General features: G+C 69.1%; 30 protein-coding genes, 1 tRNA gene, 1 other RNA gene and 2 pseudogenes. 19 read left to right on the forward strand and 15 right to left on the reverse strand.

All coding sequences use genetic code 11. The features are described 5' to 3' along the window. The first annotated feature begins 22 nt into the window (after positions 1 to 22). Entirely contained in the window at positions 23 to 1039 is a 1017-nt protein-coding gene (locus tag FB391_RS09615; RefSeq protein WP_246093442.1) for a transcriptional regulator TrmB, read from the forward strand. Positions 1040 to 1043: 4 nt separating this feature from the next. On the opposite strand, the gene FB391_RS09620 is transcribed toward FB391_RS09615, so the two are convergent. Further along, a complete protein-coding gene (locus FB391_RS09620; protein WP_141894195.1) occupies positions 1044 to 2351 on the reverse strand; it encodes an MFS transporter in 1308 nt (435 codons plus the stop codon). A 25-nt stretch (positions 2352 to 2376) separates the two neighbouring features. Here FB391_RS09620 and prfB point away from each other — a divergent pair, with 25 nt between their 5' ends. The 4 genes from prfB (at position 2377) to smpB (ending at position 6117) form a co-directional block, all read left to right on the forward strand. Beyond that, positions 2377 to 3489, forward strand: a complete 1113-nt coding sequence (prfB, locus tag FB391_RS09625; RefSeq protein WP_141894196.1) for a peptide chain release factor 2 — start codon at positions 2377 to 2379, stop codon at positions 3487 to 3489. A gap of 70 nt (positions 3490 to 3559) precedes the next feature. After that, positions 3560 to 4654 (forward strand): cell division ATP-binding protein FtsE, encoded by a 1095-nt coding sequence (gene ftsE, locus FB391_RS09630; protein ID WP_141894197.1) that lies wholly within the window; start codon positions 3560 to 3562, stop codon positions 4652 to 4654. Beyond that, entirely contained in the window at positions 4651 to 5565 is a 915-nt protein-coding gene (gene ftsX, locus FB391_RS09635) for a permease-like cell division protein FtsX (protein ID WP_141894198.1), read from the forward strand. Before ftsE ends, ftsX begins: the two co-directional genes overlap by 4 nt. A 75-nt stretch (positions 5566 to 5640) precedes the next feature. Further along, positions 5641 to 6117 carry an SsrA-binding protein SmpB gene (gene smpB / locus FB391_RS09640; RefSeq protein WP_141894199.1) on the forward strand — a complete coding sequence of 159 codons (477 nt, stop codon included), beginning with the start codon at positions 5641 to 5643 and terminating at the stop codon, positions 6115 to 6117. An 18-nt stretch (positions 6118 to 6135) separates the two neighbouring features. Here smpB and FB391_RS09645 read toward each other — a convergent pair whose 3' ends face one another. Beyond that, entirely contained in the window at positions 6136 to 6804 is a 669-nt protein-coding gene (locus FB391_RS09645; protein ID WP_141894200.1) for an SIMPL domain-containing protein, read from the reverse strand. A gap of 116 nt (positions 6805 to 6920) precedes the next feature. Between FB391_RS09645 and FB391_RS09650 the strand changes: the two genes are divergently transcribed. The 5 genes and pseudogenes from FB391_RS09650 (at position 6921) to FB391_RS20090 (ending at position 10155) form a co-directional block, all read left to right on the forward strand. Then, positions 6921 to 7580, forward strand: coding sequence for an SRPBCC family protein (locus FB391_RS09650; RefSeq protein ID WP_141894201.1), 660 nt, complete (start codon positions 6921 to 6923; stop codon positions 7578 to 7580). Beyond that, positions 7577 to 9049, forward strand: coding sequence for a phytoene desaturase family protein (locus FB391_RS09655; RefSeq protein ID WP_141894202.1), 1473 nt, complete (start codon positions 7577 to 7579; stop codon positions 9047 to 9049). The genes FB391_RS09650 and FB391_RS09655 overlap by 4 nt, the downstream gene beginning before the upstream one ends. A 70-nt stretch (positions 9050 to 9119) precedes the next feature. Beyond that, positions 9120 to 9407, forward strand: coding sequence for a hypothetical protein (locus FB391_RS09660; RefSeq protein ID WP_246093443.1), 288 nt, complete (start codon positions 9120 to 9122; stop codon positions 9405 to 9407). Between the two features lie 17 nt (positions 9408 to 9424). Further along, positions 9425 to 9637 (forward strand): annotated as a pseudogene (locus tag FB391_RS20180) (SDR family NAD(P)-dependent oxidoreductase); the annotation flags it as partial. Next, positions 9547 to 10155 (forward strand): SDR family NAD(P)-dependent oxidoreductase, encoded by a 609-nt coding sequence (locus FB391_RS20090; RefSeq protein WP_425462944.1) that lies wholly within the window; start codon positions 9547 to 9549, stop codon positions 10153 to 10155. The pseudogene FB391_RS20180 and the gene FB391_RS20090, both read left to right, overlap by 91 nt. 19 nt (positions 10156 to 10174) lie before the next feature. Here the strand turns inward: FB391_RS20090 and FB391_RS09675 are convergent, their stop codons facing one another. After that, positions 10175 to 10684: a DUF2231 domain-containing protein gene (locus tag FB391_RS09675; RefSeq protein ID WP_141894205.1), complete on the reverse strand. Its 510-nt coding sequence runs from the start codon at positions 10682 to 10684 to the stop codon at positions 10175 to 10177. Positions 10685 to 10885: 201 nt separating this feature from the next. Here FB391_RS09675 and ssrA point away from each other — a divergent pair. The 5 genes from ssrA to FB391_RS19920 all read left to right on the forward strand — a co-directional run bounded on the left by ssrA (position 10886) and on the right by FB391_RS19920 (position 13435). Next, positions 10886 to 11256: a transfer-messenger RNA gene (gene ssrA / locus FB391_RS09680) on the forward strand. A gap of 309 nt (positions 11257 to 11565) precedes the next feature. After that, positions 11566 to 12138, forward strand: coding sequence for a helix-turn-helix domain-containing protein (locus FB391_RS09685; protein WP_185843023.1), 573 nt, complete (start codon positions 11566 to 11568; stop codon positions 12136 to 12138). A 2-nt stretch (positions 12139 to 12140) separates the two neighbouring features. After that, positions 12141 to 12725: a hypothetical protein gene (locus tag FB391_RS09690; RefSeq protein WP_141894207.1), complete on the forward strand. Its 585-nt coding sequence runs from the start codon at positions 12141 to 12143 to the stop codon at positions 12723 to 12725. A 97-nt stretch (positions 12726 to 12822) separates the two neighbouring features. After that, positions 12823 to 13161 carry a substrate-binding domain-containing protein gene (locus tag FB391_RS09695; RefSeq protein ID WP_141894208.1) on the forward strand — a complete coding sequence of 113 codons (339 nt, stop codon included), beginning with the start codon at positions 12823 to 12825 and terminating at the stop codon, positions 13159 to 13161. 130 nt (positions 13162 to 13291) lie between these two features. After that, complete coding sequence (locus FB391_RS19920) at positions 13292 to 13435, forward strand: PLDc N-terminal domain-containing protein (RefSeq protein ID WP_342778187.1); 144 nt, start codon at positions 13292 to 13294, stop codon at positions 13433 to 13435. A 335-nt stretch (positions 13436 to 13770) separates the two neighbouring features. Here FB391_RS19920 and FB391_RS09705 read toward each other — a convergent pair whose 3' ends face one another. The 3 genes from FB391_RS09705 to FB391_RS09715 all read right to left on the reverse strand — a co-directional run bounded on the left by FB391_RS09705 (position 13771) and on the right by FB391_RS09715 (position 16319). Beyond that, positions 13771 to 14151 (reverse strand): RidA family protein, encoded by a 381-nt coding sequence (locus tag FB391_RS09705; protein WP_141894210.1) that lies wholly within the window; start codon positions 14149 to 14151, stop codon positions 13771 to 13773. A 385-nt stretch (positions 14152 to 14536) separates the two neighbouring features. Beyond that, positions 14537 to 14893, reverse strand: a complete 357-nt coding sequence (locus tag FB391_RS09710; RefSeq protein WP_141894211.1) for a VOC family protein — start codon at positions 14891 to 14893, stop codon at positions 14537 to 14539. Between the two features lie 97 nt (positions 14894 to 14990). Next, positions 14991 to 16319 (reverse strand): flavin monoamine oxidase family protein, encoded by a 1329-nt coding sequence (locus FB391_RS09715; protein ID WP_141894212.1) that lies wholly within the window; start codon positions 16317 to 16319, stop codon positions 14991 to 14993. Positions 16320 to 16387: 68 nt separating this feature from the next. Between FB391_RS09715 and FB391_RS09720 the strand changes: the two genes are divergently transcribed. After that, complete coding sequence (locus FB391_RS09720; RefSeq protein WP_141894213.1) at positions 16388 to 18052, forward strand: ABC-F family ATP-binding cassette domain-containing protein; 1665 nt, start codon at positions 16388 to 16390, stop codon at positions 18050 to 18052. Positions 18053 to 18064: 12 nt separating this feature from the next. Here the strand turns inward: FB391_RS09720 and FB391_RS09725 are convergent, their stop codons facing one another. From FB391_RS09725 to FB391_RS09740, 4 genes and pseudogenes are all read right to left on the reverse strand, one after another. Further along, positions 18065 to 18415, reverse strand: a complete 351-nt coding sequence (locus FB391_RS09725; RefSeq protein ID WP_141894214.1) for a LysR family transcriptional regulator — start codon at positions 18413 to 18415, stop codon at positions 18065 to 18067. 97 nt (positions 18416 to 18512) lie between these two features. After that, positions 18513 to 19140 (reverse strand): annotated as a pseudogene (locus tag FB391_RS09730) (transposase); the annotation flags it as partial. A 224-nt stretch (positions 19141 to 19364) separates the two neighbouring features. Further along, positions 19365 to 19838, reverse strand: coding sequence for a hypothetical protein (locus FB391_RS09735; protein WP_141894215.1), 474 nt, complete (start codon positions 19836 to 19838; stop codon positions 19365 to 19367). A gap of 9 nt (positions 19839 to 19847) precedes the next feature. Next, a complete protein-coding gene (locus FB391_RS09740) occupies positions 19848 to 20204 on the reverse strand; it encodes a hypothetical protein (RefSeq protein ID WP_185843024.1) in 357 nt (118 codons plus the stop codon). Positions 20205 to 20705: 501 nt separating this feature from the next. Here FB391_RS09740 and FB391_RS09745 point away from each other — a divergent pair. Beyond that, positions 20706 to 21497: an SDR family oxidoreductase gene (locus FB391_RS09745; RefSeq protein WP_141894217.1), complete on the forward strand. Its 792-nt coding sequence runs from the start codon at positions 20706 to 20708 to the stop codon at positions 21495 to 21497. An 8-nt stretch (positions 21498 to 21505) separates the two neighbouring features. On the opposite strand, the gene FB391_RS09750 is transcribed toward FB391_RS09745, so the two are convergent. Together FB391_RS09750 and FB391_RS09755 are read right to left on the reverse strand one after the other, a co-directional pair. After that, entirely contained in the window at positions 21506 to 21730 is a 225-nt protein-coding gene (locus tag FB391_RS09750; protein WP_141894218.1) for a putative acetyltransferase, read from the reverse strand. Next, the gene (locus tag FB391_RS09755; RefSeq protein ID WP_185843025.1) at positions 21724 to 23205 is read right to left on the reverse strand and encodes an SDR family oxidoreductase; all 1482 of its coding nucleotides are present in this window, start codon (positions 23203 to 23205) and stop codon (positions 21724 to 21726) included. The genes FB391_RS09750 and FB391_RS09755 overlap by 7 nt, the downstream gene beginning before the upstream one ends. A 49-nt stretch (positions 23206 to 23254) precedes the next feature. On the opposite strand from FB391_RS09755, the gene FB391_RS09760 reads away from it, so the two are divergent. After that, a complete protein-coding gene (locus FB391_RS09760; protein ID WP_141894219.1) occupies positions 23255 to 23671 on the forward strand; it encodes an NUDIX hydrolase in 417 nt (138 codons plus the stop codon). Positions 23672 to 23690: 19 nt separating this feature from the next. Here the strand turns inward: FB391_RS09760 and FB391_RS09765 are convergent, their stop codons facing one another. The 3 genes from FB391_RS09765 to FB391_RS09775 are packed head-to-tail and all read right to left on the reverse strand — an operon-like array spanning position 23691 to position 25684. Then, the gene (locus FB391_RS09765; protein ID WP_141894220.1) at positions 23691 to 24230 is read right to left on the reverse strand and encodes a YaeQ family protein; all 540 of its coding nucleotides are present in this window, start codon (positions 24228 to 24230) and stop codon (positions 23691 to 23693) included. A gap of 3 nt (positions 24231 to 24233) precedes the next feature. Further along, entirely contained in the window at positions 24234 to 24812 is a 579-nt protein-coding gene (locus tag FB391_RS09770; RefSeq protein WP_141894221.1) for a hypothetical protein, read from the reverse strand. Positions 24813 to 24856: 44 nt separating this feature from the next. Then, a complete protein-coding gene (locus FB391_RS09775; RefSeq protein WP_141894222.1) occupies positions 24857 to 25684 on the reverse strand; it encodes an inositol monophosphatase family protein in 828 nt (275 codons plus the stop codon). Between the two features lie 93 nt (positions 25685 to 25777). Here FB391_RS09775 and FB391_RS09780 point away from each other — a divergent pair. Further along, positions 25778 to 25853: transfer RNA gene (locus tag FB391_RS09780), tRNA-Lys, on the forward strand. Positions 25854 to 25857: the final 4 nt, after the last annotated feature.

Consider the following 25857-nt stretch of genomic DNA (forward strand, 5'->3'; position numbering starts at 1 on the left):
AAGTGGATGGCGGAGAACTGCCATGTCCACCATCCGCCACGGTCGGCGGGTCACGATGGACGGCATGGGGACGGTCACTGTGCTCGACGCGCTCGGCCTCGACGAGGCCCACACCGCCGTCTATCGGTGTGTGCTGCAGCTGCCGTCTGCCTCGACTCCCGACATCGCGTCGGCCCTCAGCATGTCGTTGCCGCGCGTGCGTCCGATCGTGGCCGAACTCGAACGCCTGGGACTGCTGGCCCGCCAAGCCGCGAGCAGTGACCGGTTCGTGGCATCCCCGCCGTTCATCTCGCTGCGTCCGCTGCTGCTGGAGCGCGAACGCGGACTCACCCGCGCGCACGAGGCGCTGATCGAGCTGAGCGATCTCTACCGGCGGTCGGCGGAGCAGCGCAGTGTCGCCGACGTGGTGGACGTCGTGATCGGCGACGACGCCGTTCGGCAGCGCGTCGCCCAGCTGCAGGCGGCCGCGACGGATCAGGTGCGGGTGCTCGTGCTGAACGAGATCGCGCTGGTCAGCGGCGAGGACAACATCGAGGAGGATCGCGCGCTGGCGCGCGGTGTGCGCTACCGCGTGATCGTCGAGAGCGCGGTGCTCGAGCGGCCTGGCTTCCTCGCCGTCGCACGCGAGATGGCCGACATCGGCGAAGAGATCCGGGTGCTCCCCACTCTCCCTACGCGCATGTTCGTCGCCGACGACCAGATGGCCCTGGTCCCGATGCACTCGCAGGGCAAGGATCAGGGGTTCGGGGCGCTGCTCATCCACCCGAGCGGGCTGCTGGATCTGGTCATCTCGATCTTCGAGGAGTACTGGCGCACGGCGACCGCGTTCCTTCCGATCGCCGCCGTGCCCACGGCCGAAGAGGTCGACCGCGATCTGCTCCGTCTTCTTCTGCTGGGGGTCACGGATGCCGCGGCCGCGGCCCAGCTGGGGATCTCGCTGCGCACCGTGCAGCGCCGCGTGGCAGAGCTGATGGAGACCGCGGGGGTCACCACGCGCATGCAGCTCGGGGCCGAAGCCGTCAGGCGCTCCTGGGTCTGAGTGCTCAGGTGCGGGAGCGCGGGACGTAGCGCGGCACCCACCGGATGAACGCGAGCGCGCCGAGCAGCCCGATCCCGCCCATGACCCCGGTCGCCAGCGCCAGCGATGCGATCGCGGCGAGGCCCGACACGATGAGCGGCGCGATCGCTCCACCGGCGTCGGTGAGCGTGCGCCATGAGCCGAGGAAGGCGGCCGGGTCGGACTTCGGAGCCACATCGGCGCCGAGCGTGAGCAGGATGCCGCTGGACAGGCCGTTGCCGACGCCGAGCACCGCGGCGAACATCGCGAACCACATCGCCGCCTGCGGCACGTCGTGCGTCAGCGACAGCGCGATGAACCCCGCGCCCATCAGGATCATCGCCGGAAGCGCCGCCCACAGTCGGCCGAACCGGTCCATCACCTGGCCGCTCGCGTAGAACAGGGCGAAGTCGATGGCGCCCGAGATGCCGACGACGAGCGCGATGGTCTGCGCGTCGAGCCCGATCGACACGCCCCACAGCGGCAGGACCACCTGGCGGGCCGAGCGGACGGCCGAGAGGGATGCCGCCGCCAGGCCGAGCGTCGAGAGCACGCGCCGGTGGCGCCACATGGTGCGGATGACGCCCGTGGCGGGTCCGCGTGCGCCGTGGGTGGGCAGCGGGATCGACCCGGTGACCGCCTCACCGGTGTCCTCGGTGAGGTCCGCGTCGGCCGGACGCGGAGCCGGTGCCGGAACGGGCAGCTGCTTCTCGGGGTCGGGACCGAACAGCACGAGGAGGACCGTGGCGACGAGGCATCCTCCGAAGAACCAGATCGTCGCGTGTTCGTCGCCGACCACGGCCAGCAGCCCCGCGGCGATGAACGGCCCGACGAACATGCCCAGGCGGAACGTGCCGCCCAGCAGCGACAGCGCCCGGGCGCGGAACGACAGCGGCACCCGCGTCGTCATGAACGAGTGGCGGGCCAGGCCGAATGCCGCCGCGCAGAACCCGATGAGGAACACCGCGATCGCGAACACGCCGAGCGACGGTGCGAGCGCCATGCCCAGGATGCCGCCGAGCGAGAGGACGCCCGCGATCGCCATGGTCAGGCGCTCGCCGATGCGGGCGACCGCCCAGCCGGCGGGAAGATTGCCGCACAGCTGGCCGACCACGAGCGCCGAGGCGACCAGGGCCGCCGTCGCGACATCGGCTCCGAGCTGCGCCGCGATGACGGGCACGAGCGGGATGACCGCGCCCTCGCCGAGCGCGAACAGTACGGTGGGGCCGTAGACCATGGGCCCGAACCGCCACAGCACGTCGCGAGCGGTGGGGGACTCGGCGCGTTCACTCATCCCTTCCACGTTAGTCTGGAGTGTCATGCTCGACTTCGATCCCTCCGCCGATATCCAGGCCCTGCGCTCCACGTTCGCCGACATCAAGGCCGTGGTCGACGTCGAGGCACTCACCGCCGACATCGCCCGTCTCAGCGAGGAGGCCGGCGCGCCCGACCTGTGGGACGACGTCGAGAAGGCTCAGAAGGTGACGAGCGCTCTCAGCCACCGCCAGGCCGAGCTCAAGCGCGTCACCGACGTCGAGCAGCGTCTCGACGACCTCGATGTGCTCGTCGAGCTCGCCAACGAGATGGACGACGAGGACTCCGCCGAAGAGGCCCGTCGCGAGATCGCCGAGCTCGAAGACATCATCAGCCAGCTCGAGGTGCAGACGCTCCTCGACGGCGAGTACGACGACCGCTCGGCGGTCGTGACGATCCGCTCCGGCGCGGGCGGCGACGACGCCACCGACTTCGCCGAGATGCTCATGCGCATGTACCTGCGCTGGGCCGAGCGTCACAAGTACCCCGTGAAGGTGATGGACACCTCGTACGCCGAGGGCGCGGGCATCAAGTCGGCGACGTTCCAGGTCGACGCGCCCTATGCGTACGGCACTCTGTCGGTCGAGGCCGGCACGCACCGCCTCGCGCGCATCAGCCCCTTCGGATCGGCCGACAAGCGCCAGACGAGCTTCGCGGCCGTCGAAGTGATCCCGGTCATGGAAGAGGCCGTCGAGGTCGACGTGCCCGAGAGCGACATCCGCGTGGACGTGTTCCGTTCGTCGGGGCCGGGTGGGCAGTCCGTCAACACGACGGACTCGGCTGTGCGCATCACGCACCTCCCGACCGGCATCGTCGTGTCGATGCAGAACGAGAAGTCGCAGATCCAGAACCGCGCGGCCGCGATGCGCGTGCTCCAGACCCGCCTCATGCTGCTGCAGCGCGAAGAAGAGGCCGCCAAGAAGAAGGAGCTCGCCGGCGTCATCACCGCGAGCTGGGGCGACCAGATGCGCTCGTACTTCCTGTACGGCCAGCAGCTGGTGAAGGATCTGCGGACCGGCCACGAGGTCGGCAACCCCGCGGTCGTGTTCGACGGCGACCTCGACGGCTTCATCTCGGCGGGCATCCGGTGGCGCAAGCGCAAGGACGACGACGACTGATCGAGCGGATGCTGCACCCGTGAGTGTCGCTGGAGGCCAGGAAGAGGCATCCGCATAGGCTCGATAGGCCATGATCCGGTTCGAGAACGTCACGAAGCGCTATCGCGGCACTGCGAAGCCCGCCCTGACCGATGTCGACTTCGAGGTGCTCCGCGGCGAGTTCGTGTTCCTCGTCGGTGCGTCGGGGTCCGGCAAGTCGACGTGCCTGCGCATGATCCTCCGCGAAGAGACCCCCACTGACGGCAGGGTGGTCGTCCTCGGCCGCGACCTGCGGACGCTGTCGAACCGCAAGGTGCCGTACTTCCGGCGTCATGTCGGCGCCGTGTTCCAGGACTTCCGGCTGCTGCCCACCAAGACGGTGTTCCAGAACGTCGCGTTCACGCTGCAGGTGATCGGCTCGTCGCGCGGCTTCATCCAGCAGGCGGTGCCCGAAGTGCTCGCGCTCGTGGGCCTGGCAGGCAAAGAGAAGCGGTTCCCGCACGAGCTGTCCGGCGGTGAGCAGCAGCGTGTCGCGATCGCGCGCGCCCTGGCGAACCGTCCGCAGATCCTCCTCGCCGACGAGCCCACCGGAAACCTCGACCCCGGCACGTCTGTCGACATCATGCAGCTGCTGGCCCGCATCAACGCGGGCGGCACCACGGTCGTCATGGCCACGCACGAGGCGGGCTTCGTCGACCAGATGCAGCGGCGCGTGATCGAGCTGCGTCACGGCGAGATGGTCCGCGACGAGCGACACGGCGGCTACGGCGACACGTCGAGCCTGCCGAGCCTGGCGCCCGAACCCGAGCGCGGTGCGGCAGCCGTGGCGGCCCTCACCGCCGTGCTCGAGGTGCAGCGCGAGGCCGCGATCGCCGCTGCCGCGGGTCTCGATCCCACCGACGTGCCCGACGACGACGAGGATGCGCCTGCGGCCGCACCGTACCGGGATGCCGTCGCGCCGGCGCCCGCCCCGCCGGCCGTGCCCCCGGCACCCGCACCGATGGCGGCGGACGACGTCGCCGAGGAGCCCGAGGGCGAGGCATCCACCCCACCGACGGCGCCGCACACGCAATCCATCCCGGTCCAGCTGACCGAGGTCGATGTCGAGGAGCTCGGGCTGGCCGACCGGCTCGGGCTGCGGCGTGACGAATCCGACGGCGACGACGAAGTGGGGCCGACATCATGAGGGCCGGGCTCATCCTGTCCGAGGCGTTCTCGGGCCTGCGGCGCAACCTGTCGATGGTGGTCTCGGTCGTCCTCGTGACCTTCGTGTCGCTGACGTTCGTGGGCGCGGCGATCCTCATGCAGATGCAGATCGCGACGATGCGCGACTTCTGGGTCGAGCGGGCGCAGGTCGCCGTGTACATGTGCACGACCATCTCGACGTCCGCGACGTGCGTGAACGGCGAGGCCACCCCCGAGCAGGTCGAGGACGTCAAGGCGAAGCTCGAGGGGAGCGCCCTCGCGCCGCTGATCCGCGAGATGGTGTTCCTCAACCACGAGCAGGCGTACCAGGAGTACGTCGACCTCGCCGGTGAGGACAACGCCAGCGTCATCACGCCGGACCAGGTCAACGAGACGTTCCGCATCACGCTCGTCGATCCGTCGCAGTCCGACGTCCTGATCGAGGCCTTCAGCGGGATGCAGGGCGTCGAGGACGTGAAAGACCAGATGCAGTATCTCGATCCACTGTTCTCTGCCCTGACGATCGCGACCTACATCGCCGTCGGCATCGCGGCGCTCATGCTGATCGCCGCCGTCCTGCTGATCGCGACGACGATCCGGCTCTCGGCGTATGCGCGAAGGCGGGAGCTGGGCATCATGCGCCTGGTCGGGGCATCCAATCGGTTCATCCAGACGCCGTTCATCCTCGAGGGGGTGTTCGCGGCGCTTCTCGGATCGCTGCTGGCCAGTGCGGCGGTGCTCGCAGGCGTGTACTTCGGCGTCGACAAGTACCTGCGCAACCGCGTGGACTTCGTGACGACATGGGTCGATCTCGGCGATGCGTGGCTCGTGGTCCCGGTGCTGATCCTCGTCGGCGTCCTCTTGGCGGCGCTGTCGGCGGGATTCGCCATCCGGCGCTGGCTGCGTGCCTGAGTCGGATAGACTGACAGGCTGCCGTGCACCCGGTGCGGCATGCTTCGACAAGCTCAGCAACCGTAGGAGACACGCATGCCCAGGGAACGCGGGGAGAAGGTCGTGGCGACCAATCGTCGCGCGCGCTTCGAGTATGAGATCGAGAAGACGTACGAGGCGGGCCTGGTGCTCACCGGCACCGAGGTGAAGTCGCTGCGCGAAGGACGCGCCAACCTGTCGGACGGCTACGCGTACATCGACAACGGCGAGGCGTACCTCGATGCGGTGCACATCCCCGAGTACTCGCAGGGGCACTGGACGAACCACTCGTCCAAGCGCACCCGCAAGCTGCTGCTGCACAAGGCAGAGATCGTCAAGCTCTCGCACGCCATCGCGGCGGGCGGCTACACGCTGATCCCGTTGAAGCTGTACTTCTCGGACGGCCGTGCGAAGGTCGAGATCGCGGTCGCGAAGGGCAAGCGCGAGTACGAGAAGCGTCAGACGATCCGCGAGCGCGAAGACAAGCGCGAGGCTGAGCGCGCCATGCGCAGCCGCAACCGCCTCGGCGAATAGAGGTGCCGGTCCCGCGGGTCAGCGGGCGACGAATCTCGCCTCGACCGCGGACGACACGACGATGTCTTCGGGCTGGAGCTGCACGGCGGGCCCACCGCCCGCATCGGCGGCGAAGGCCTTCGCCATCATCATGCGCGGTGCGGGTGCGGGTGCCTGCTCCTGGCGGGTGAGCAGCCCGATGTCGGCGATCTCCAGTGCGGTCACGTTCGACAGGCCCAGGGCAGCGGCGTACGCCTGCGCCCGCGCCACCGCGACGCCGACGGCCTGCGTGGCGACGTCCTTCTCGGTCTGCGCCCGCGTCTCGGGCGTGAGGAGCCACTCGATCCAGGCCAGCTGCACGCCCTCGCGCTCCGCGACCTCGCCGGCCCACCACGACAGCACCGTGAAGTCCGTGAAGGTGACCGAGAAGTCCACGCTGGCGTAGTGCACCGGTGCGAGGCGCTTGCCCTCGTTGTTCCAGGGGCGCTCCGACCACACCGACACGCGCTGGCTCGTCCACTCGGGCACCGTGCCCGCGGCCTTGCGGGCGGCGAGGTCGTCGCGGACGGGTTCGGTGAGCGCGGCCATCCGCTCGACGACCGCGCCGCGCTCGGGGCCCTCCGCGCGGATGGTGAGGTGCGCGATGGCACGCTCGGGGGCGATGCGGGTCTCGTGCTCACCGCGGACCGTGATGACGACGTCGCTCATGACGCCGACTCTAACCCGCCTGTGCCACAACGCGGCGGGCGGCGCAAGCCTGTCCGACGCGCCGGCCGGTCGTCGTATCGTCGCGGCATCGGGATCGTGCGAGGAGGAGGGATGCGATGTCGCGCAACGTGAGGGTGCTGCAGTGCAGCCCCGAGGATGTGTTCGACGTGCTGGGCGATGCATGGCTGTACCCGTCATGGGTGGTCGGGGCCTCGCGCATGCGCGAGGTGGATGAGACGTGGCCCATGGCCGGTGCCGAGCTGCACCACTCCGTCGGGGTGTGGCCGGCCCTCATCGACGACAAGACCGTGGTCGAGCAGTTCGTGCCGTCACGGATGCTGGTGATGCGCGCACGAGGGTGGCCGCTCGGCGAAGCCCGCGTCACGATCGAGGTCAAGCCCCGCGACGACCGAGCGGTGGTGCGCATCCAGGAGGAGGCGATCGCCGGCCCGGCGCGGCTGGTGCCGCGGCAGCTGATGGACATGCTCCTGTTCTGGCGCAACGCCGAGACCCTGCATCGGCTCGCCTACCTCGCCGAAGGGCGGGCAGAGGGACGCACCCCGATGTCGTCCGCGCAGCGCGAGATGTCCGGCGGCGAGGCGGCGGCGACGGATGCCGCAGGCCCGGCGCCGGCCGGCGAACAAGACCTCTCGGCAACCCCCGACCCCGGGCGGATCGACATCGAGGCCAACGAGAATCCGCTGGGCGAGGCATCCGCGAGCACTCCGCCCTCAGAGAATCTCGACAACGGCGACTCCGCACCACCGGCATCGTGAACGTCCGGCGTTCTCCGGCCGAGCTGGACGCGGTGGTCGTCGGCGCCGGCCCGAACGGCCTGGCCGCAGCGGTGACGCTCGCGCGGGCGGGCCTGCGCGTCCGCGTCTACGAGCGAGCGGACGCGCCGGGCGGCGGGACTGCGACGCGCGAGCTGACGATGCCGGGATTCCGTCACGACGTGTGCTCGGCCGTGCACCCGATGGCATTCGAGTCGCGGTTCTTCCGCGAATTCGGGCTGCGCCGCCGCGTGGAGTTCGTGACGCCCGACGTGTCGTTCGGCCACCCGCTCGGTCTCGGCCGGGCAGGCATCGCGTACCGCGACCTCTCGCGCACGCGGGACGCCCTCGGAGCGGATGGCCGGGCGTACGAGCGGCTGATGCGGCCACTGGTCGAGCGCTCGACGGCGGTGGCGGACTTCACCGGATCGTCTCTGGTGCGCGTCCCCGACGACCTTCGCACGGCGATCTCCTTCGGACGGCGCGCGCTGGAGCAGGGCACGCGCGCGTGGAACCTGCGCTTCCGCGAAGCCGCGGCGCCGGCGATGCTCACCGGTGTCGCCGCGCACACGATCCTCTCGCAGCCGAGCATCGCGGGCGCGGGAGCAGGCCTCGCGCTGACCGCCTACGCCCACGCGCGCGGCTGGCCGATCCCGGTCGGGGGCAGTCAGGCGATCGCCGACGCGCTCGTCGACGATCTGCGCGCCCACGGCGGCGAGCTCGTCGTCGACCACGAGGTCACCACGCTCGCCGCGCTGCCCGCGGCGACCGTCACGCTGCTGGACGTCACGCCCAAGGCCCTCGTCCGTCTCGCCGGCGCGGCGATGCCGGCCGGGTACCGGCGGGCGCTGGAGCGCTTCCGCTACGGCGACGGCGTCGCCAAGGTCGACTTCGCGCTGAGCGCGCCCGTGCCCTGGACGCATCCGGAGCTGAGCCGCGCCGGCACCGTCCATGTCGGAGGCACACGCGCGGACGTCGCGGATGCCGAGAACGAGGTGCACCGTGGGCGTCTGCCGGAGCACCCCTACGTGCTGGTGTCGCAGCCCTCGCTGTTCGACGAGACCCGGGCGCCCGCGGGGATGCACACGCTGTGGACGTACACGCATGTGCCCGCCGGCAGCCCTGCCGATCGCCGCGAAGCCGTCGTACGGCAGATCGAACGCTTCGCCCCGGGCTTCCGTGACGTGATCATCGCCAGCAGCTCTCGCAGCGCGCGCGAGGTCGAAGAGCACAATCCCAACTACCCGGGCGGCGACATCGCAGCGGGCGCGCCGAACCTGTGGCAGCTGTTCCGGCGGCCCGTGCTCAGCATGGATCCGTGGCGCACGCCGATGAGTGGCGTGTACCTCGCGTCGGCATCCGCCGCGCCCGGTCCGGGCGTCACGGGCATGCCCGGCTGGTTCGCCGCGCTGAGCGCGCTCCGTCACGAGTTCGGCACGCACGCGCTGCCGGACCTCTCGCCACGGGACTGAGCCGAGTCGCTCCGCGAACCGGATGTCAAGGGGGAGTGCGGACGCCGGGATGCCGCCTACCGTCGCCGATATGGACCCGCAACACGAGGACAACCCGGCATCCGGTCCGACTGGCCGCGACGCTGCACCCGGCCCGCTGTCGGAGCGCGAATCGCTGCGTAAGGACATGAGCTACAGTCCCGCCAGCGAAGCCGAGACGCGCCAGAAGCAGGCTGATCCGGTGCCGCAGACGCTCGACCCCGACATCGAGGCCGACGTCCGGCTGGCTCCCGGCACCGGCGGTCCCGATGATCCGGGGGACGTGGAGGTGGAGCCGGGCGACGTCCATCTGCCGACGGCGCCGCCCGAGAAGACGTGATCCCCGCGCACCCCGTGGTGGTCATCACGGGTGCCTCCAGCGGGATCGGCCGTGCCACCGCACGGCTCTACACCGGTCGCGGCGCGTCTCTCGTGCTGGCATCGCGGAGCAGGGATGCGCTCGAGACGGTCGCGGAGGAGTGCCGCCGACGCGGTGCACCGGTCCTCGTCGTGCCGACGGACGTGACGCGCGAGACCGAAGTGCACGCGCTTGCCGAAGCGGCGGTCGCAGAGTTCGATCGCCGGCCGTCTCGTCGTACGTCGCGAGCAATTGGGGGCTGCTCGGGTTTGCAGAGTCGCTCCAGCAGGAGCTTCGCGGCACGCGGATCCGCGTGAGCGTGGTGCTCCCGGCCACGATGGACACGCCCATCTACCAGCACGCCGCGAACGTCACGGGTCGGCGTGTGCACCCTCTGCCACCCGTGTCGTCGCCGGAGCGTGCGGCTCGGGCGATCGCTCGCGCCGCGCATCGCCCGCATCGGACCGCGCTCGTCGGCCGCACGCAGGCCGCCGTCATCCCGGTGCACCGGCTGTCGCGGCGGCTCTACGACCCCCTCGTCGGCTGGCTGATGGATGCCGTCGAGCTGCGGGGGAGCGGCGTCGAGCCCACCACCGGGACCGTGTTCGATGCGCCGCGCACGGCGGGTCGGACGAGCGGCGGCTGGCGGTCGTCGCGTCCGGCTCTGCTGGCGGGATTCGCCGGTGCTGCGCTGCTCTTGGGGACGGCCGTCGCGCGAGGCCGGCGCTGACGCCCGCCTCGCGGTGCCCTCAGCGGAAGCCCTCCATCTGCGTGCGCTCGTCGGCCACGCGCACCCCGTACCGATACGCGAGCTTGCCGCCCAGCCAACCCGAGATGCCGAGGACGCCCAGGCCGACGATGCTCAGGATGAAGCCGACGATGTTGACCTCGTCGTGGTCGTCGGCCGAGAGCCTGACCAGCAGATTGACGACGAAGAGGACGATCACGCCCAGGTTGAGCGCCATGTGCACGGTCCCTGTTCGGCGGGCGGCGGTGCTGCGACCCAGTTGCACGTAGTCGATGAGGCCCCAGATGGCCGCCAGCACCGCGCCCACGAGGCCGATGACGATGAGGATCCAGGCGCCTCGCACGTACGGTGCGGGATCGTCTGAGACGAGCCCGATGATGTCGAGCACGAGGCTCGCGACCCAGGTTCCGATCGGAATGGTCACGAGGATCGGGTGGAAGGGATGCCCGTACGGGCCGGCGAGAGCGGTACGGGGATGCTTGGACCGAGCGTGCGGGGTGTTCTGGGACATTTCTCACTCCTTCGGTGGGGCTCCAGCCGATTAGATCGTGGGATGCCGTGGAGGGGGATTGACAACGCCGGGTCGCCGGGAATGGCGGGGTGGTGGCATCCGTTGTAGACTGATGTGCTCGGTAGCCACGGCTGCCGGGGATTGGCAACTCCACAGTGTGACAACGGCCCTTCGACAGAAGGAACACCTCGAAAGAGGCACGGGGATGATCGGTTTCGACATCGCCTGTGAATCTGCGAGAAGCGGGCCGAGGATGCAGGGTTATCTCGTGAACGCCCCCTGCAAACCAATAACTGCCGAAAAGAAGCAGTCCGACTTCGCCCTCGCTGCCTGAGCAGCGAGCCCGAGTCCGTCAATCCGTGACTGATCCCGTCACGGGTATTGGCGTCATTTAGGGATCTCGCTGCGTGACGACGCCTGAGCGTCACGCGGGACTCTTATCAGGCTGGGCTCGTCGACTTAGGTGTCTGTGACAAAGGTCGGAGCCGAGCAGAACGCTCGCACAGACTGCGCCCGGAGAAGCCGCCGTTACTCAGCGATGGACGGGGGTTCGATTCCCCCCATCTCCACTGCCGTTGTCATTCGACGAAGGTCTCCACTTCCGCGTAATTCCGCGGAAGTTGAGGCCTTCGTTCGTTGTGTGCGAGGCGGCGCCAAACTGAATCGCCCACAAATCGCCCACAAACCGCTCGAGCATGTAGATCGAACACCGTGTCAAGCGTGGCGTCGCCGACAAGAGCTAGAGCGTCACGCGTCGCCAGCCGACGGGGCTGTCGGCCGGGGTGTTGGTTCGTCGTCCTAAGACGACAGCTTTTCGGACGGCGCGGCGGACAAAGAGGCAGAATATGACTCTGAAGTCATACTGCAGATCGGAGGGTGCAATGACCGCTTCAACGCTCATCCGCGCCGCTCGCAAAAGTCGGCGACTCACGCAAAAGCAACTCGCAGAGCGAGCTCGCATCGATCAGAGCCGTGTTTCCAAATCTGAGGGTGGCCGCGATACGGAGTTCGGCACGGTAGAGCGATTGCTCGCAGGTGCGGGGCATCGGCTGTACTCCGCGCCTACCCAGCGCGACGACGCGGCGACCGCGGGCGAAGAGATCGGGCGTCGCCTGGCGGAGGGCGACAAGGACCGCGCTCTCCGTGCGCTCCTGCAGCTCAACGACAACCTGCTGGCCGAGCGAGGACTGGTGCGAGGAATTCTCGGACTCGCCGAGCCGGCATCGACGCAGCACCAAGTGTGGGATGCCGCGCTTGCCGGTCTCGTCGCCTGGCGGCTGCGCGAGGAAGGGCTGCCCGCACCTGAGTGGGTGTCCGATCCCAGCCGATATCTCCGTACGCCCGCGACGCTCGAGGTCGACCCGGCCGACCCGACTCCGCCCACGTCGGAAGTGCCCGACGAGTTCGCCGAGCGCGGCGTGCTCGTCTGGCGTGACACTTTCGCGAGCGTCTAAGCATGGCGACGACTCTCGGCAGAGAGGACATCCTCGACGGGCTCAGGGCGCTCATCACGGAGCTGCGTGCCTCTCGCCAGGTCGCAGGTATCCGGATCGTCGGCGGACCTGCTCTGGCGCTCCGCTATTTCGACCGTGGCACGACGCAGGATCTCGACTCGCTCCACATCGATCCGGGAAGCGACGACGAAGTCACAGCGGCTGCCGCGAAGGTGGCTCAGTCCCGCGGGTGGGATCCAGGCTGGCTGAACTTCGACGTCGAAAAGGCTGATGCGCTTCCCACGTTCGGCCGCAGGCCGGTCGAGTGGGAGACCATCTACGACCACGACGGCATCGTCATCCAGGTTGCGGCGAAGGAGGCGATGCTGGCGATGAAGCTGCGTGCCAACCGGCCCGGTCGCGATACCAACGACATCCGCCAGCTCCTGCGACTCTGCGACGTCACGACACTCGATGAAGCCGAAGAGCTCTACGAAGACTTCTATCCGGGGGATGCACTCTCGGACCGTGCCGTGAAGATGTTCGTCGCCATCCTCGAGGGCGGGCTGCCGGATGAGGTTCCCTCGCCGGGGCCGATCGACCTCTAGCGACGCGATCGAGATGACACCTCGATGAGTGCTCCGACGGCGAGAGGACAGTGGTCGGACCCGCCTCCGTTCCCGCCCGCTCGCTCGCTCTTAGCGCATGTCGTGCGATCTCGATGCAGACCCCACATCGAAGCTGCGCACCGCCCTGTCAGCATCCCGCGCCCCGACGGCGATCGTGGCGAACCACGACGAACTCGCGTCCCGGGCCCTGAGGGGCCTCGTTCGCGAGGGACTGTGGGTGCCCGACGACGTCGCGATCATGGGGTTCGACGATGGACCGCTCGCCGAGGGCCTCGGGTTGACGACCGTGCGTCAGCCGTTCGAGGAGTCGGGTCGCGCAGCGCTCGATCTCCTGCCCGGCATGATCGCCGGAACCGGTGCTGCCGTGGGTCGCGTGGATCTGCTGCCCTCGCTCGTCGTACGAGGCAGCACCTGACACGACTGCGGATCGCCGTCGTGCGCTGACGCGATGGAGCGCCTACCCACGTGGCACACTGACGCTTGTGCTTGGAAACCTAGGCGGATGGCACCTGCTCATCCTCTCCGTCGTTTGGATCGTCCCCTTTGTGATCACTGTCGTGAGCATCGCCCGAAATCGCGTCGCTTCGGGGACGGCCAAGGCTGTCTGGGTGCTCATCCCTCTGCTGTTCCCATGGCTTGGCTTGATCCTGTGGTTCACGATCGGTCGCAAGCCGGCCCCGGCGCGGTAAACGGAGACCGTCGGAATCAGCCTGTGCCGACCCCCGCCACCGCCGAGCGCGCGGATGCCGGTCGCCCGGCGCGCGATGCGTCGGCCACACTTGCCTACGGTCGGTATCCATCCCTGCGTGCGGGCCGCTGCATCCGCAGCGACCTTCTCCATGCCTGATGGTCTCCATTCCCCCGGTCGAGTACGAGAACCCGACGATCGGCTTTCGCGGACGGTACCGGTTCGGCGCGCGCGCCCGGCCAGACAGCGACGCGTATTCAGCGTGCTCCGCCGTGGCTGCCGTCGAGCGCGGGATCATAGTCGTCACGTCGCCACAGAGCGGCCCCAGTCGGGGTGTCACGCGGTGACGGCGGTCATCCGAATGGACACGAGGATGCCGGGCAACTCGACACCGAGCTTCGCAACGTACCGCGCTGGCGGGGCCGACGGGAACCACTGTGCGAACTCTTCGTTGAGGCCCGTGAAGTCCTCGGGCTTCGCGAGGAGGACGCCGACCTCTACGACATCATCGAGTCCGGCGCCAGCCGCTTTCAAGACCGTCTCGCAGTTCGCGAACGCCTGTCGTGTCTGCTGCTGGACGGTGTCTCCGACGATGGCACCCGTGGCAACGTCTACGCCCACCATGCCCGAAACGACCACGTGAGTGCCCGCGCGCACCGCCTGACTGTACAGCGGCGAACTCGGCGCGTCCGGCGTGGTGATGATCTCCCTGGGCATGGCGAGCCTCCTCGCTAGGCGTAATGCCTTTGCTGTGCATGGTCCCAGACGATCCCACGCAGTTCCAGGGCTCACGCTCGATGCGCCGCATGTGATGCGGACGCGGACGGCAGTGGATCACCGCGCCGAATGTGCTGACGCCAAAACGTGAACGTTCCGGCTCCGATTGCGCGTGCCGGACTGAAGCGTGCTTCCGATACCCAGCCCGCGCCGCATCCCGTATTGCTCCCACTCGCCGTCTCGGATCGGGATCTGTCGACCGACGCGTTGTGGACGCGCGGCGTAGCCGGTGACAGTATGGCCTTCGGGCTCATCCTCGACGCGCGCCAGGACCGGGTGTTCCGTCACGCCTGCCGCATCTTGTAGAACGCCATCGGCGTTCGGGTCAGTAGCGCCCCTTGCTCAGGTCTACGAGGACCAGTCGATTGCCGAACGGATCCTCGACGATGGCGACCCTGCCGACCGGTATGTTCCGGATCTCAGTGACGAGACGGCCGCCCGCCTGCACGATGTCGGCAGCCCGGTCCGCGGAATTCACCAGCCAATTGGCCTCAGCGGGAAGCGTCGTCGAGAGCACGATCTCGGTCTCGCTGTCTGGACAGCGCAAGCCCACTTGACCGACGGCATCGTTGCGCCAGAGCACCTCGTGCCCGAGGAGGTCACCGTAGAAGGAGAGTCCCACATCGAGTGTAGGGACGGTGAAGGTGACGGCGTCGACCGCTCGAAGAAGTGGCTCGCTCATCCGTCCGGTCTACCCTCGGACGGCACGAGACGCCAGTGCATCGTTTCGACTGCTCGGCGGGGCGGACTCTCAGCACCGTCCAGCATCACGGCATCCGCTACGGGGCGTCCCAGAGGCGATCGATCGGGACGTCGTCGCCCAGGACGCGGCACGCGGCGCGGTGGCCCGAGAGCATCGCGGCCGGGACGGTGGCGGGGTCATCGGTCCAGGTGGCTTCACCCGCGAGATGCAGGATGCCGCCGATCGGGGTGGCGAGGTCGTCGTGGTCGGCGGTGGTCGAGCCCACGGTCATGTAGGCGTACGAGCCGAGTGAGAACGGGTCGTCCTGCCACGCGGTGATGTCGACGCGGGTCGGCTGCTCGACGTGATCGCCGTACAGCCGGCGCAGCTGCGCGAGGACGGATTCGACGACGTCGCATTCGGCCCAGCGGCGCGTCGCGATCGCGGCAGGACCCGCGGCGAAGGTGAGCAGCGTGGGGACTGCGTGCAGAGCGGTGAGGTCGTACCAGGAGTGCCACCACACGCCCTCGGGACCCTGCTGGCGGATGGCGTAGACGTCGTCGTCCCAGAACCTGGCCGGAAAGCGCAGGAACACCTTCTCGAAGGCGTTCATCCGCAACCGAGCGAGGGCCCCGCCGACGGGCTCTGGCAGCGGCGGCTCGATGACGAAGGCGTCGGACTGCAGCACGCCCACGGGCACCGTCACGATCGCGCTGTCGGCCGTGAAGGTGGCGCGGTCCGTGGTCACGGTCACCGATCCTCGCGACCAGTCCACGTGCGACACGATGTGCTGCAGCCGGACGTCGAGCCCTTCCGCCAGTCGAGCCGGCAGCGCGTCGTACCCGTCCGGGAAGACGACTTCGTCCCCGTCGATCGAATCGTCGTCGAGTCCGTGCGCCGCGAGATCCGCGATCCAGGCGCCGTACTGCTCCTCCGAACGATGCTCCAGGTACTCGCGCACCCGCTGCGTCCGCTCGTCGTCCCAGTCCTGCAGCGCGAGGGCGCGATCGGTGACGTCGCGGTACGACTCGTCGGGGCCCGACGCCGCCACGACGTCGACCAGCGCCGCGTCGACGGCTCGGATGTCGTCGATGAAGCGCCGGGCGGCGGCATCCGTCAACCTTTTGCCATCCAGGCCGTAGTACGCGATCGGACGGCTGTCGGGCTGGTACCCGCCCACCGTGAACTCGACCGTGCGCATGCCAAAGGCTTCGGCCGCGGCGGCGACCGGGCTCCCTATGACGCCGTGGATCCACGAGGCGCCGAGGTCGGTCGCGAGCCCGTCGACCCGGTCGGTGACCACGCGGCCGCCGACGCGGTCACGCGCTTCGAGGACCACCACCCTGCGCCCCGAGCCGACCAGCAGCTTGGCCGCAGAGAGCCCGGCGACACCGGCGCCGACGACGATCGTGTCGAGATGTTCCACGTTCGCCATCCTCGCGCACGCCGGTGCTCGTCGCCGACCCGCGCTGCGCGCGCTGAGAGAATCGAAGCATGACCGCAACACTCGTGGCCCGCGGGCTGGCCGGCGGGTACGGCCACCGCACGCTCTTCGACTCGCTCGATCTGACAGTGGCCGCGGGCGACGTCGTCGGTGTGGTCGGCGCCAACGGCGCCGGGAAGTCCACGCTGCTGCGCCTTCTCGCAGGAATCGACGAGCCGCAGGCCGGCTCCGTGACCTTCTCACCGGCGGACGCGTTCGTCGGCTGGCTGCCGCAGGAGCACGAGTGCATCGAGGGCGAGTCGGTCGCGGACTACATCGCCCGGCGGACGGGCTGCGCGCAGGCGACGAGGGACATGGATGACGCGGCCGCCGCCCTCGGCGACCCATCACTGTCGGTCGGCGATGCCGATCCCGCCGACGTGTACTCGGCGGCGCTCGACCGCTGGCTGGCCAGCGGCGCCGCCGACCTCGACGAGCGGCTCCCCGTCGTCCTCGCCGACCTCGGCCTGGACCTCGGCGGGACGCCTGCCGACCAGGCGACCATGCTGTCGCTCTCGGGCGGTCAGGCCGCCCGTGTCGGCCTGGCCGCGCTCCTGCTCTCACGGTTCGACATCGTCCTGCTGGACGAGCCCACCAACGATCTCGACCTCGACGGACTCGAGCGGCTGGAGGCGTTCGTGCGAGGACTGCGCGGCGGAGTGGTGCTGGTCAGTCACGACCGCGAATTCCTCGCGCGCAGCGTCACGCGCGTGCTGGAACTCGACCTCGCGCAGCATTCGAACCGGGTCTTCGGCGGTGGCTACGACGCGTACCTCGAAGAGCGGGAGACCGTCCGGCGGCATGCGCGCGAGAGGTACGACGAGTTCGCGGGCAAGAAGGCCGACCTCGTCGCGCGGGCGCGCACGCAGCGCGAGTGGTCGAGCCAGGGCGTCCGCAACGCGATGAGGAAGTCGCCCGACAACGACAAGATCCGTCGCAAGGCGGCGATGGAGTCCAGCGAGAAGCAGGCGCAGAAGGTGCGCCAGATGGAGAGCCGGATCGCTCAGCTCGAAGAGGTCGAGGAGCCCCGCAAGGAGTGGCGGCTCGAGTTCACCATCGGCGCGTCGCCGCGGTCGAGCACCGTCGTCTCGACACTGGGCGCGGCAGTCCTGCGGCAGGGTGGGTTCACCCTCGGCCCGGTGTCGCTGCAGGTGAACGCGGGGGAGCGGATCGGCATCACAGGCCCCAACGGCGCCGGCAAGTCGACGCTTCTTCGAGCGCTGCTGGGCAGGCAGCAGCCTGACGAGGGGACCGCGAGCCTCGGCGCGAACGTCGAGATCGGCGAGATCGATCAGGCGCGGTCGCTCCTGGTCGGCGAACAGCCGCTCGCGACCGCGTTCGAGGAGCTCGTGCCGTCGATGGAATCGGGCGAGGTTCGGACGCTGCTCGCGAAGTTCGGTCTCAAAGCCGACCATGTGGGCCGACCGGTCGGCGAACTGTCTCCGGGTGAGCGCACCCGCGCAGCGCTCGCACTCCTCCAGGGCCGCGGCGTGAACGTCCTGGTACTGGACGAGCCGACGAACCACCTCGATCTGCCGGCGATCGAGCAGCTGGAGCAGGCGCTGGCGTCGTACCGCGGGACCTTGCTTCTGGTCACTCACGACCGGCGGATGCTCGACGCCGTCGAACTCGACCGGCGCTGGCGGGTCGACGGCAGCCGCGTCACCGAACTCTAGACGGCGCCCGCCTCATCGGCCCTGGCGCTTCTTGAACGGCCTCGGCTGGCCCTTCACGACAGGGGCGCGACCCTTGCCCTTCGACGCCTTGGCCTTGCCGCCCGCCGGCACCGCGGGCTTGGCGACCGGTGCCGGGGCGTCCGCGATCCGCTGCCGAGCCTCGGCCAGAAGCAGCGTTCCCGGCGCGGTCAGCGACCACCCGGACTTGCTGCGCGTGAAGAGGGGATGCCCCACCTCGGCTTCGAGCTTCTCGATGGTCGAGGAGAGCGCGGCCATCGGCATCCCGAGCGCCTCCGCGGCGCGCGGAACGTGCAGACCGTTGTCGACGACGGCGACGAACTGCTCGAGCTGGGTGGGCTTCACGGTGGGGCCTTTCGCGCGTGGTGTCGTCGGATGTCATCGACGTCTCGCCCTAAGACCGTATCGTCCTCTCCTGTGTCTGTGACAGCTTGGGTGGGGACCCCCACTTCGCGTCGAACTCGCGGAACCGTTCCGCCGCGGCCGCTTCGGTCGGGGCGGTGTAGACGGGGCGGAGGTCCCATCTCTTCCCAGTAGTGGCGGGACGCGAACCGGAACGTGTTGCGGATCAGGTGGATGATGCATGTCTGCACCGTCGCAAGCGGCCAAGCGGTGTTGATCGACTCCGGGAGTCCCTTGAGACCGTCACAGACGACGACGCAGACATCCTCGGCGCCACGGTTCTTGATCTCGGTCATCACGCCGAGCCAGAACTTCGCGCCCTCGCCGCCATCGCCGGCCCAGATCCCGAGGATGTCCCTCAACGACCCGTCCCGGTCCCTCGGGACATCGATCTGCACCGGGCCGACCTCGGTGAGCACCGTCTTCGACCTGGTGCCGTTGCGGATGTTCCCACCGTCGGCGGGCTGGTGCTTGTCGCGGCCGAGGTGCTCGGTCATCTCCGCATCCAGCGCGGTCTCAAGCACCCGCTTGGTCAGTCCGTTCAGCAGCCCGTCCGGGCCCAGCAGATCGACCCTCTGTTCCTTCGCTTGCTTCAACAGCTGCTCCGCGAGCTGCTGCTCATCGATGATCTCCCCAGTCACAGGATCGATGATCTCGGTCGTGTCCATCACGGCCTGTTCCTTCCGGTCAGGCCGACCCAGAAACACCGGAAATCAGACAGTCCCGTGAATGTGACGTGGGCCGCGTGATCGGATGCCGAGGGGAGATGCCAGCCCGCATCCGCGGCGGGACGTCGTCTCTGAGTGGTGCCCCTGCGGATCGCGCCCGGCGTAGTCGAACGCACTGTCCTGTCGCCCGTGAGTTCGGACGACAGGACAGCGTGGTACTCAGTTCACCCGTTCGCTGCGGGTTCGAAGCACTTCTGGACGTCGAGGCTGCTCTCCTCGATCTGCGCCAGAACCGTGTCGGCGTCCTTGCCCGGTTCCACGCCGATCTCGGTCAGGCATTCGCGGTACCGGATGAATGTCTCGGAGTCGTAGGAGTGGGCGATCTGCCACTGGTAGTCGACCGGTGCGAAGTCGACGTAGCACTTGTCGTATACCGGTTCCGCGTCCGCCAGGTAGGAGAACTCGTACACACCGCCGACGACACGCGTGCCAGCGAGCGCCGCGCCGCCTTCCTTCATGCACGCCTCGAACTTGGCGAAGGCCTCGTCGTACACCTTCTGCGTGACGACGGTGACACCTTCGGGAAGTGGGCCTGCCTCGGGGTTGGTGAATGCTCCACCCACCGCGGCCACGCCGCCGACTGCCACCAGGCCGGCCGCGGCCACGAGAGCGCCGGTGATGATCGTTCGCTTCTTCATGTCCCGCCCCTACGAGTTCGTCGAGCCGACTTGAACGCCGCTGCCGTTGTAGGCCTTGTGGCGGCCGTTCCAGGTTCCGGTCTGCGTCAGGGCGACCTGCGAGCCCTGGACCAGCTTCTGAGACGTCCAGTAGTACGGCCCGCCGGGGTACGCCTGGTAGTAGAGCTGGATGCCGGTGGACGCGCCGCCAGCGCAACCATTGTCGGCGTAGGTGTTCCCGCTGGCGTTGGAGAAAGTGACCTGATACGAGCGGCCAGATAGCTGCCCGCCTCCTGAGCAGTTCACCACCGGGCTCCAGCCCAGGGCGTAGGCCGCCGGTGCGCCTCCCAGCAGCACAGCTGCAGCGAATGCGACCACCGCCAGCACCCGCGGTGTCTTCCTGCGCTTAGTAGATGCCATGTCTCATCCCAACCTCCTCGCTGAAAAACCCCCGCGACCGGGGCTAATTCCGGAACCTATCAGCACGGGCCCGGGACTTGTCAACAGTTGAAGGGGTAAGCGGTGGAGGTCGGTGGCATTCTCCGCACCTTACCGCTCGGCTCGGAGTTACTGACGCCGGCACTTGCAGTCGCGGTGCGCACCGTCGATTCCGACTTTGCCCGGGCGAAGCCCCATGTACCAGGGGCACTCGACCTTGAGACCCCAGCTCCTGACACTCCTCTCAGAACCACGCGCAAGTAGGGTTCTGGATACCCACCTGGATGGTCCTAGACCAAACCGTCATACGGGGTCTAGATCAGGTTGACAATCTCACTCCTGCAACATCACGCGCGCGCGTTTCGGCGAACCTGTCACATCCGCGGTCGGCATCCGGTCTGTGCTGATGACGTGCGCGCAGGGGCGTGCGATGAGCAGAGAGGGTTCGACATGAGGATCGCTGTCATCGGGGGAACAGGGCTGATCGGATCGAGGGTCGTCGCGGGGCTGCGCGCGACCGGCCACGACGTGGTCGTCGTCGCGCGAGCCGTCGGTGTGGACTCGTTCACCGGCGACGGCCTCGCGGAGGCGCTCGCCGGAGTGGAGACGATCGTCGACGTCTCGAACTCGTCGTACACCGACGAGGCCGGTGCGCGGGAGTTCTTCTCGGGCTCGACCCTGAACCTCATCACCTACGGCGAGGCCGCGGGGGTGCGCCACCACGTCGTGCTCTCGGTGGTGGGCACGGATCGGCTCGCCGCATCCGAGGGCGGGTACTTCCAGGCCAAGGCCGAGCAGGAGCGCCTGCTGACGGCATCCGGTCGCCCGTTCTCGATCGTGCACGCGACGCAGTTCTTCGAGTTCGTCCGCAGCATCACCGATGCCGCCACCCGGCAGGGCATCGCGCACGTGGCGGACGTCCTCATCCAGCCGATGGCAGCCGACGATGTCGCCGCCGCGGTCGCGCGGACGGCGCTCGGCCGTCCCACCGCGGGCATCGTCGAGTTCGCCGGGCCCGAGGTGTTCGAGCTGGGGTATCTGGCGGCACGAGAGCTGCGCTTCCGGCGCGACCGGCGCGAGGTGCTCTCGGATCCGCTCGCGACGTACTTCGGTGCTCGCCTGGACCGCTGGGAGCTCCTGCCCGACGTCGACGCGACGATCGCGCCCACGCACTTCCACGACTGGCAGGTCGCCTCGCACGACGGCGAGGCCGCGCTGTCGGCGGCGGTGGCGACGCTCTGAAGGTCGGCCTAGTCGGTCGGAGTCTCGCGCGGCCGCCGCGGTGCGGGCGGCGGCGGGACCTCTTTGGCGGCGATGATCGCGCCCCGCGGGATGCGCTCGATGCCGCGCTTGCCGTCCACGACGACCGTCGTGGCGTCCGCGCTCAGCAGTTCGCCGAGGGCATCGGTCGCTTGACCCGTCGGCAGGAGGTACCGCACGACCACACGGTGCCCAGGCAGCGGCAGATTCACCATGCGCCGGGGGCGTAGTCCTTGAGGAACACCCCGAACAGGTCTTCGCCGGCCTCGCCGCGCACGATCGGGTCGTACACGCGTGCGGCACCGTCGACGAGGTCCAGCGGCGCGTGGAAGCCTTCCTCGGCCAGACGCACCTTCGTGGGATGCGGACGCTCGTCGGTGATCCACCCGGTGTCGACGCTCGTCATCAGGATGCGGTCCGTCTCGAACAGCTCGCGGGCGCTGGTGCGGGTCAGCATGTTGACCGCCGCCTTGGCCATGTTCGTGTGCGGGTGTCCTGGCCCCTTGTACCCGCGGTTGAACACCCCCTCCATCGCGCTGACGTTGACGATGTAGGTGCGACGTGCGCTCGACGCGGCGAGCGAGGGCCGCAGCTTGGAGACCAGCAGGAACGGCGCGGTCGTGTTGGCGAGCTGCACCTCGAGCATCTCGAGCGGGTCGACCTCGTCGACGCTCTGCACCCACGAGTTGGTGTGGTCGAGGTCGGGGATGAGACCGCCGGCGTCGATCGCCGTGCCCGCGGCGAGGCGCTCCAGCGAGCTGGAACCTGCCGCCATCGCCTGCTCGGTGAGCTCATCGGCGCGTGAGGCCGCCGCGGCCAGGATGGGATGCGCCGTCACCGAGCGCTCCAGCGCCTGCGGGTGGCGGTCGTTCGTGTGGCCGAACGTGACGAGCTCGGGAAGCGGCCCGTTCGGAAGCGGCGCGAGCTCCGCGTCCACCAGCGGCTGATAGGCGCCCGGCGAGCGACGGACGGTCTGCGTGGCGTTGTTGATGAGGATGTCGAGCGGACCCGCGGCGGCCACGTCCTCGGCAAGGCCGATGACCTGGGCGGGGTCGCGCAGGTCGATGCCCACGATCTTGAGCCGATCGATCCACTCGGGCGCGTCGGGCAGGCTGCTGAAGCGCCGGACCGCGTCGCGCGGGAATCGCGTCGTGATCGTGGTGTGCGCGCCGTCGCGCAGGAGGCGCAGCGCGATGTACATGCCGATCTTCGCGCGCCCGCCGGTCAGCAGTGCGCGCTTGCCGCTCAGGTCGGCGCGCGCGTTGCGCTTGGCGTGGCTCATGGCCGCGCACTCCGGGCAGAGCTGGTGGTAGAACGCGTCGACGACCGTATACGGCTGCTTGCAGATGTAGCAGGCGCGCGCCTTGATGAGGGTTCCCGCGGTGGGCGCCGTCGTGGACGAGCTGATCGGGATGCCGCGCGTCTCGTCGTCGATGCGATCGGGCGCTCCGGTGGCCGTCGCCGCCACGACCGCCTTGTCGGCAGCGGCGATCGCATCGCGGATCTCGCGGCGGCGGTGGCGCTTGACCGCCTTGAACATCTTGGCCGTCGCGCGGCGGACCGCGACGAAGTCGGGGTGCGTCTCGTCGATGCCCGCCATGCTGTCCAGCACGCGCAGGGCGACGGCGAGGTCGTCCGGATCGATGCCGCTGGGCGGCAGGTCGGAGGGGACGGAGGATTCGGGAGGCACACGTGATTCTACGCCGGACGAGGTGGACGCCACCTGTTAGCGTGCCAGGGTGACGACCTCGAACCCCGCCGAAGCCCCCGTACGCAGCATCCATGTCTCGGCCGCGGTCATCCTGAACAACGCGGGCGAGCTGCTGCTCGTGCGCAAGGCCGGCACGACCGCGTTCATGCAGCCGGGAGGCAAGCCCGAACCGGGGGAGTCGGCTGCCCAGACGCTCTCGCGCGAGCTCTTCGAAGAACTGGGCATCCGGGTGGCGCCCGACGACCTCGAGTCGCTCGGGTCGTTCACCGCGGCTGCCGCCAACGAGCCCGGATTCCTCGTCGTGGCCGACGTGTTCGCCGCCGACATCGGTGCGCAGGAGCCGGTCGTCGCCGCCGAGATCGAAGAGCTGCGCTGGGTCGGCCGCCGCGAGGCCGACCGGCTCGACGTCGCGCCGCTCGCGCGCGAGAACTTCCTGCCTGCGTGACGGCGCCGCGCGACCCGTCTCAGGCGGCGGTCTGCGTGTGGATGTCGCTCTCGAGGCTCGTGCCGCCGTGGTCGAGGTAGATCCGCCGTTCCGTGACCGACAGCGTCATCGCGCTGCGGCGCTCGACGAGCGCCGCAGCCGCGTCGACGAAGCCGGGATCGAAGCTGTGCAGCAGGATCTCGTCGCCGCGGTGGATGCGCTTGCCCGCCCATGGAGCCGCGACCTTCGCGGGGTCCCGGTGCGTGTACACGGCGGTGCGGCCGGCCTGCATGCTGCCGGAGTGCAGGCGTGCGGCATCCGGAGCACCCACTTCGATCCACGCGGTCAGTGCGCCGGTCAGGTCGCGCACCAGCACGGCGGGCTCATCGGTGGCCGAGATGCCGTCGCTGAACGCGATGCCCTCTTCGTACTCCAGGCAGTACGCGAGCACGCGCGTCATCATGAACGCGTCGGTCTCGGAGGGATGCCGCGCGACGCGCAGCGACAGCTCCTCGTAGACGCCGCGGTCGACGTCCGCCAGCTGCACCGTGAACGTGTGCATCGTCGCGCCGACGGCCATGGGTCAGGCCTTCGGCCACTCGATGAGCAGCAGTCCCTGCTTGGTGTCGGCGACCGTCACCTGCCCGGCGGCGAACAGGTACGTCATGCCGTAGCCCTCGTCATCGGTGACGATGGCGGTGTCGTGGCTCTCGGTGATGTACACGCCGCCGTCGGCGGCATCCTCGCGCACCCAGCCTTCGGCCAGCAGCGCCTGCTGCGCGGCGTCGGCGTCGGCGTCCGACATCTTCGCCCAGCCGTAGATCTGGCCCGAGTCGCCCGCCGGCTGATCGAAGTTCGCCCACATGCACCGCAGGCCTCCCTCGATCGCTTGACCCGCGATGTAGAACGGCGACTCCTGCGCGGTGACGCCGATCTTCTCGTAGTCGGCCACGAGGCTGTCCGAGATGAGCGTCTCGCACGTGGGTGCGGCGTCGGCGGTCGGCTCGGGTGCCGCCGAGGCCGACGGCTCGGGCGCGGCCGTCGTCGGAACCGACGACGTCGTCGGATCGGGGTTCGCTTCGGGGCTTCCGGCGCACGCGGTCAGGGCGAGCGCGGACAGCGCCAGGACGGCAACGGTGCCGAGGAGGCGGTTAGCAGGCATCGGGGGAGTCTCCGTGGGGGGTGGGAGCGGGATGGGGAGGGGGATCAGGACTGGTGCAGCAGGCTGAGGTACGCGTCGTGCAGGACGCGATTGGTGGCCAGCGACGAACGCGCCGACAGGGTGTCCTCACCGTCGAACGAGGTGAAGCGGCCACCGGCCTCGGTCACGATCGGCACGAGGGCGGCGATGTCGTACTCCTTGACATCGAATTCGGCGACGAACTCCAGACGGCCCTCGGCGAGCAGCATGTAAGGCCAGGCGTCGCCGTAGCCGCGGTCGCGCCAGACCGATGAGGTGAGGCGTTCGAGAGCGTCGAGCCTGCCGGCATCCCGCCACTGGCCGATGCTCTGGAAGCTCACGCTCGACGCGCCGATCGTGTCGACGGTCGACACCGCGAGTCGCTTCGGCTCGCCGTCGGGCCCATCGGTCCACGCGCCGAGTCCGCTCGCCGCCCACCAGCGGCGGCCGATGGCGGGCTGGCTCGCGACGCCGACGCGCGGGATGCCGTCGATCGAGAGCGCGATGAGGGTCGTCCACATCGGGATGCCCTTGAGGTAGTTCGCCGTGCCGTCGATCGGGTCGATGATCCACTGCCGCGTCGAGTCGCCGCTGACCCCGTACTCCTCGCCGAACACGCCGTCATCGGGACGCTCGGCCTGCAGCAGCGAGCGGATGGCGCGCTCGGTCGCGAGATCCGCCTCGGTGACGTGTGTCGCGTCGGACTTCAGGCTGACGTCGAGGTCGTCGGCGTCGAAGCGGGACATGGATGCCGCATCCGCCGCGTCGGCCAGACGCATGGCGAGTTCGAGATCGGCCCTGAGGTCTCCGTCGAACGGCGCATCGAACGTCTGAGCGGAGGATCGGGTGGTCACAGGACCAGGATACCGGGGCCCCTCCCGTCTCGATTTCACCTCCGGCCGATCCTCATGTAATGTTGTCCCTCGTGTTCGGGTCATCCGAACCACGCGCCTCTAGCTCAATCGGCAGAGCAATTGACTCTTAATCAATGGGTTCAGGGTTCAAGTCCCTGGGGGCGCACCAGCTC

It is taken from the genome of Microbacterium kyungheense, assembly GCF_006783905.1.
GTDB classification, from domain to species: Bacteria; Actinomycetota; Actinomycetes; order Actinomycetales; family Microbacteriaceae; genus Microbacterium; species Microbacterium kyungheense.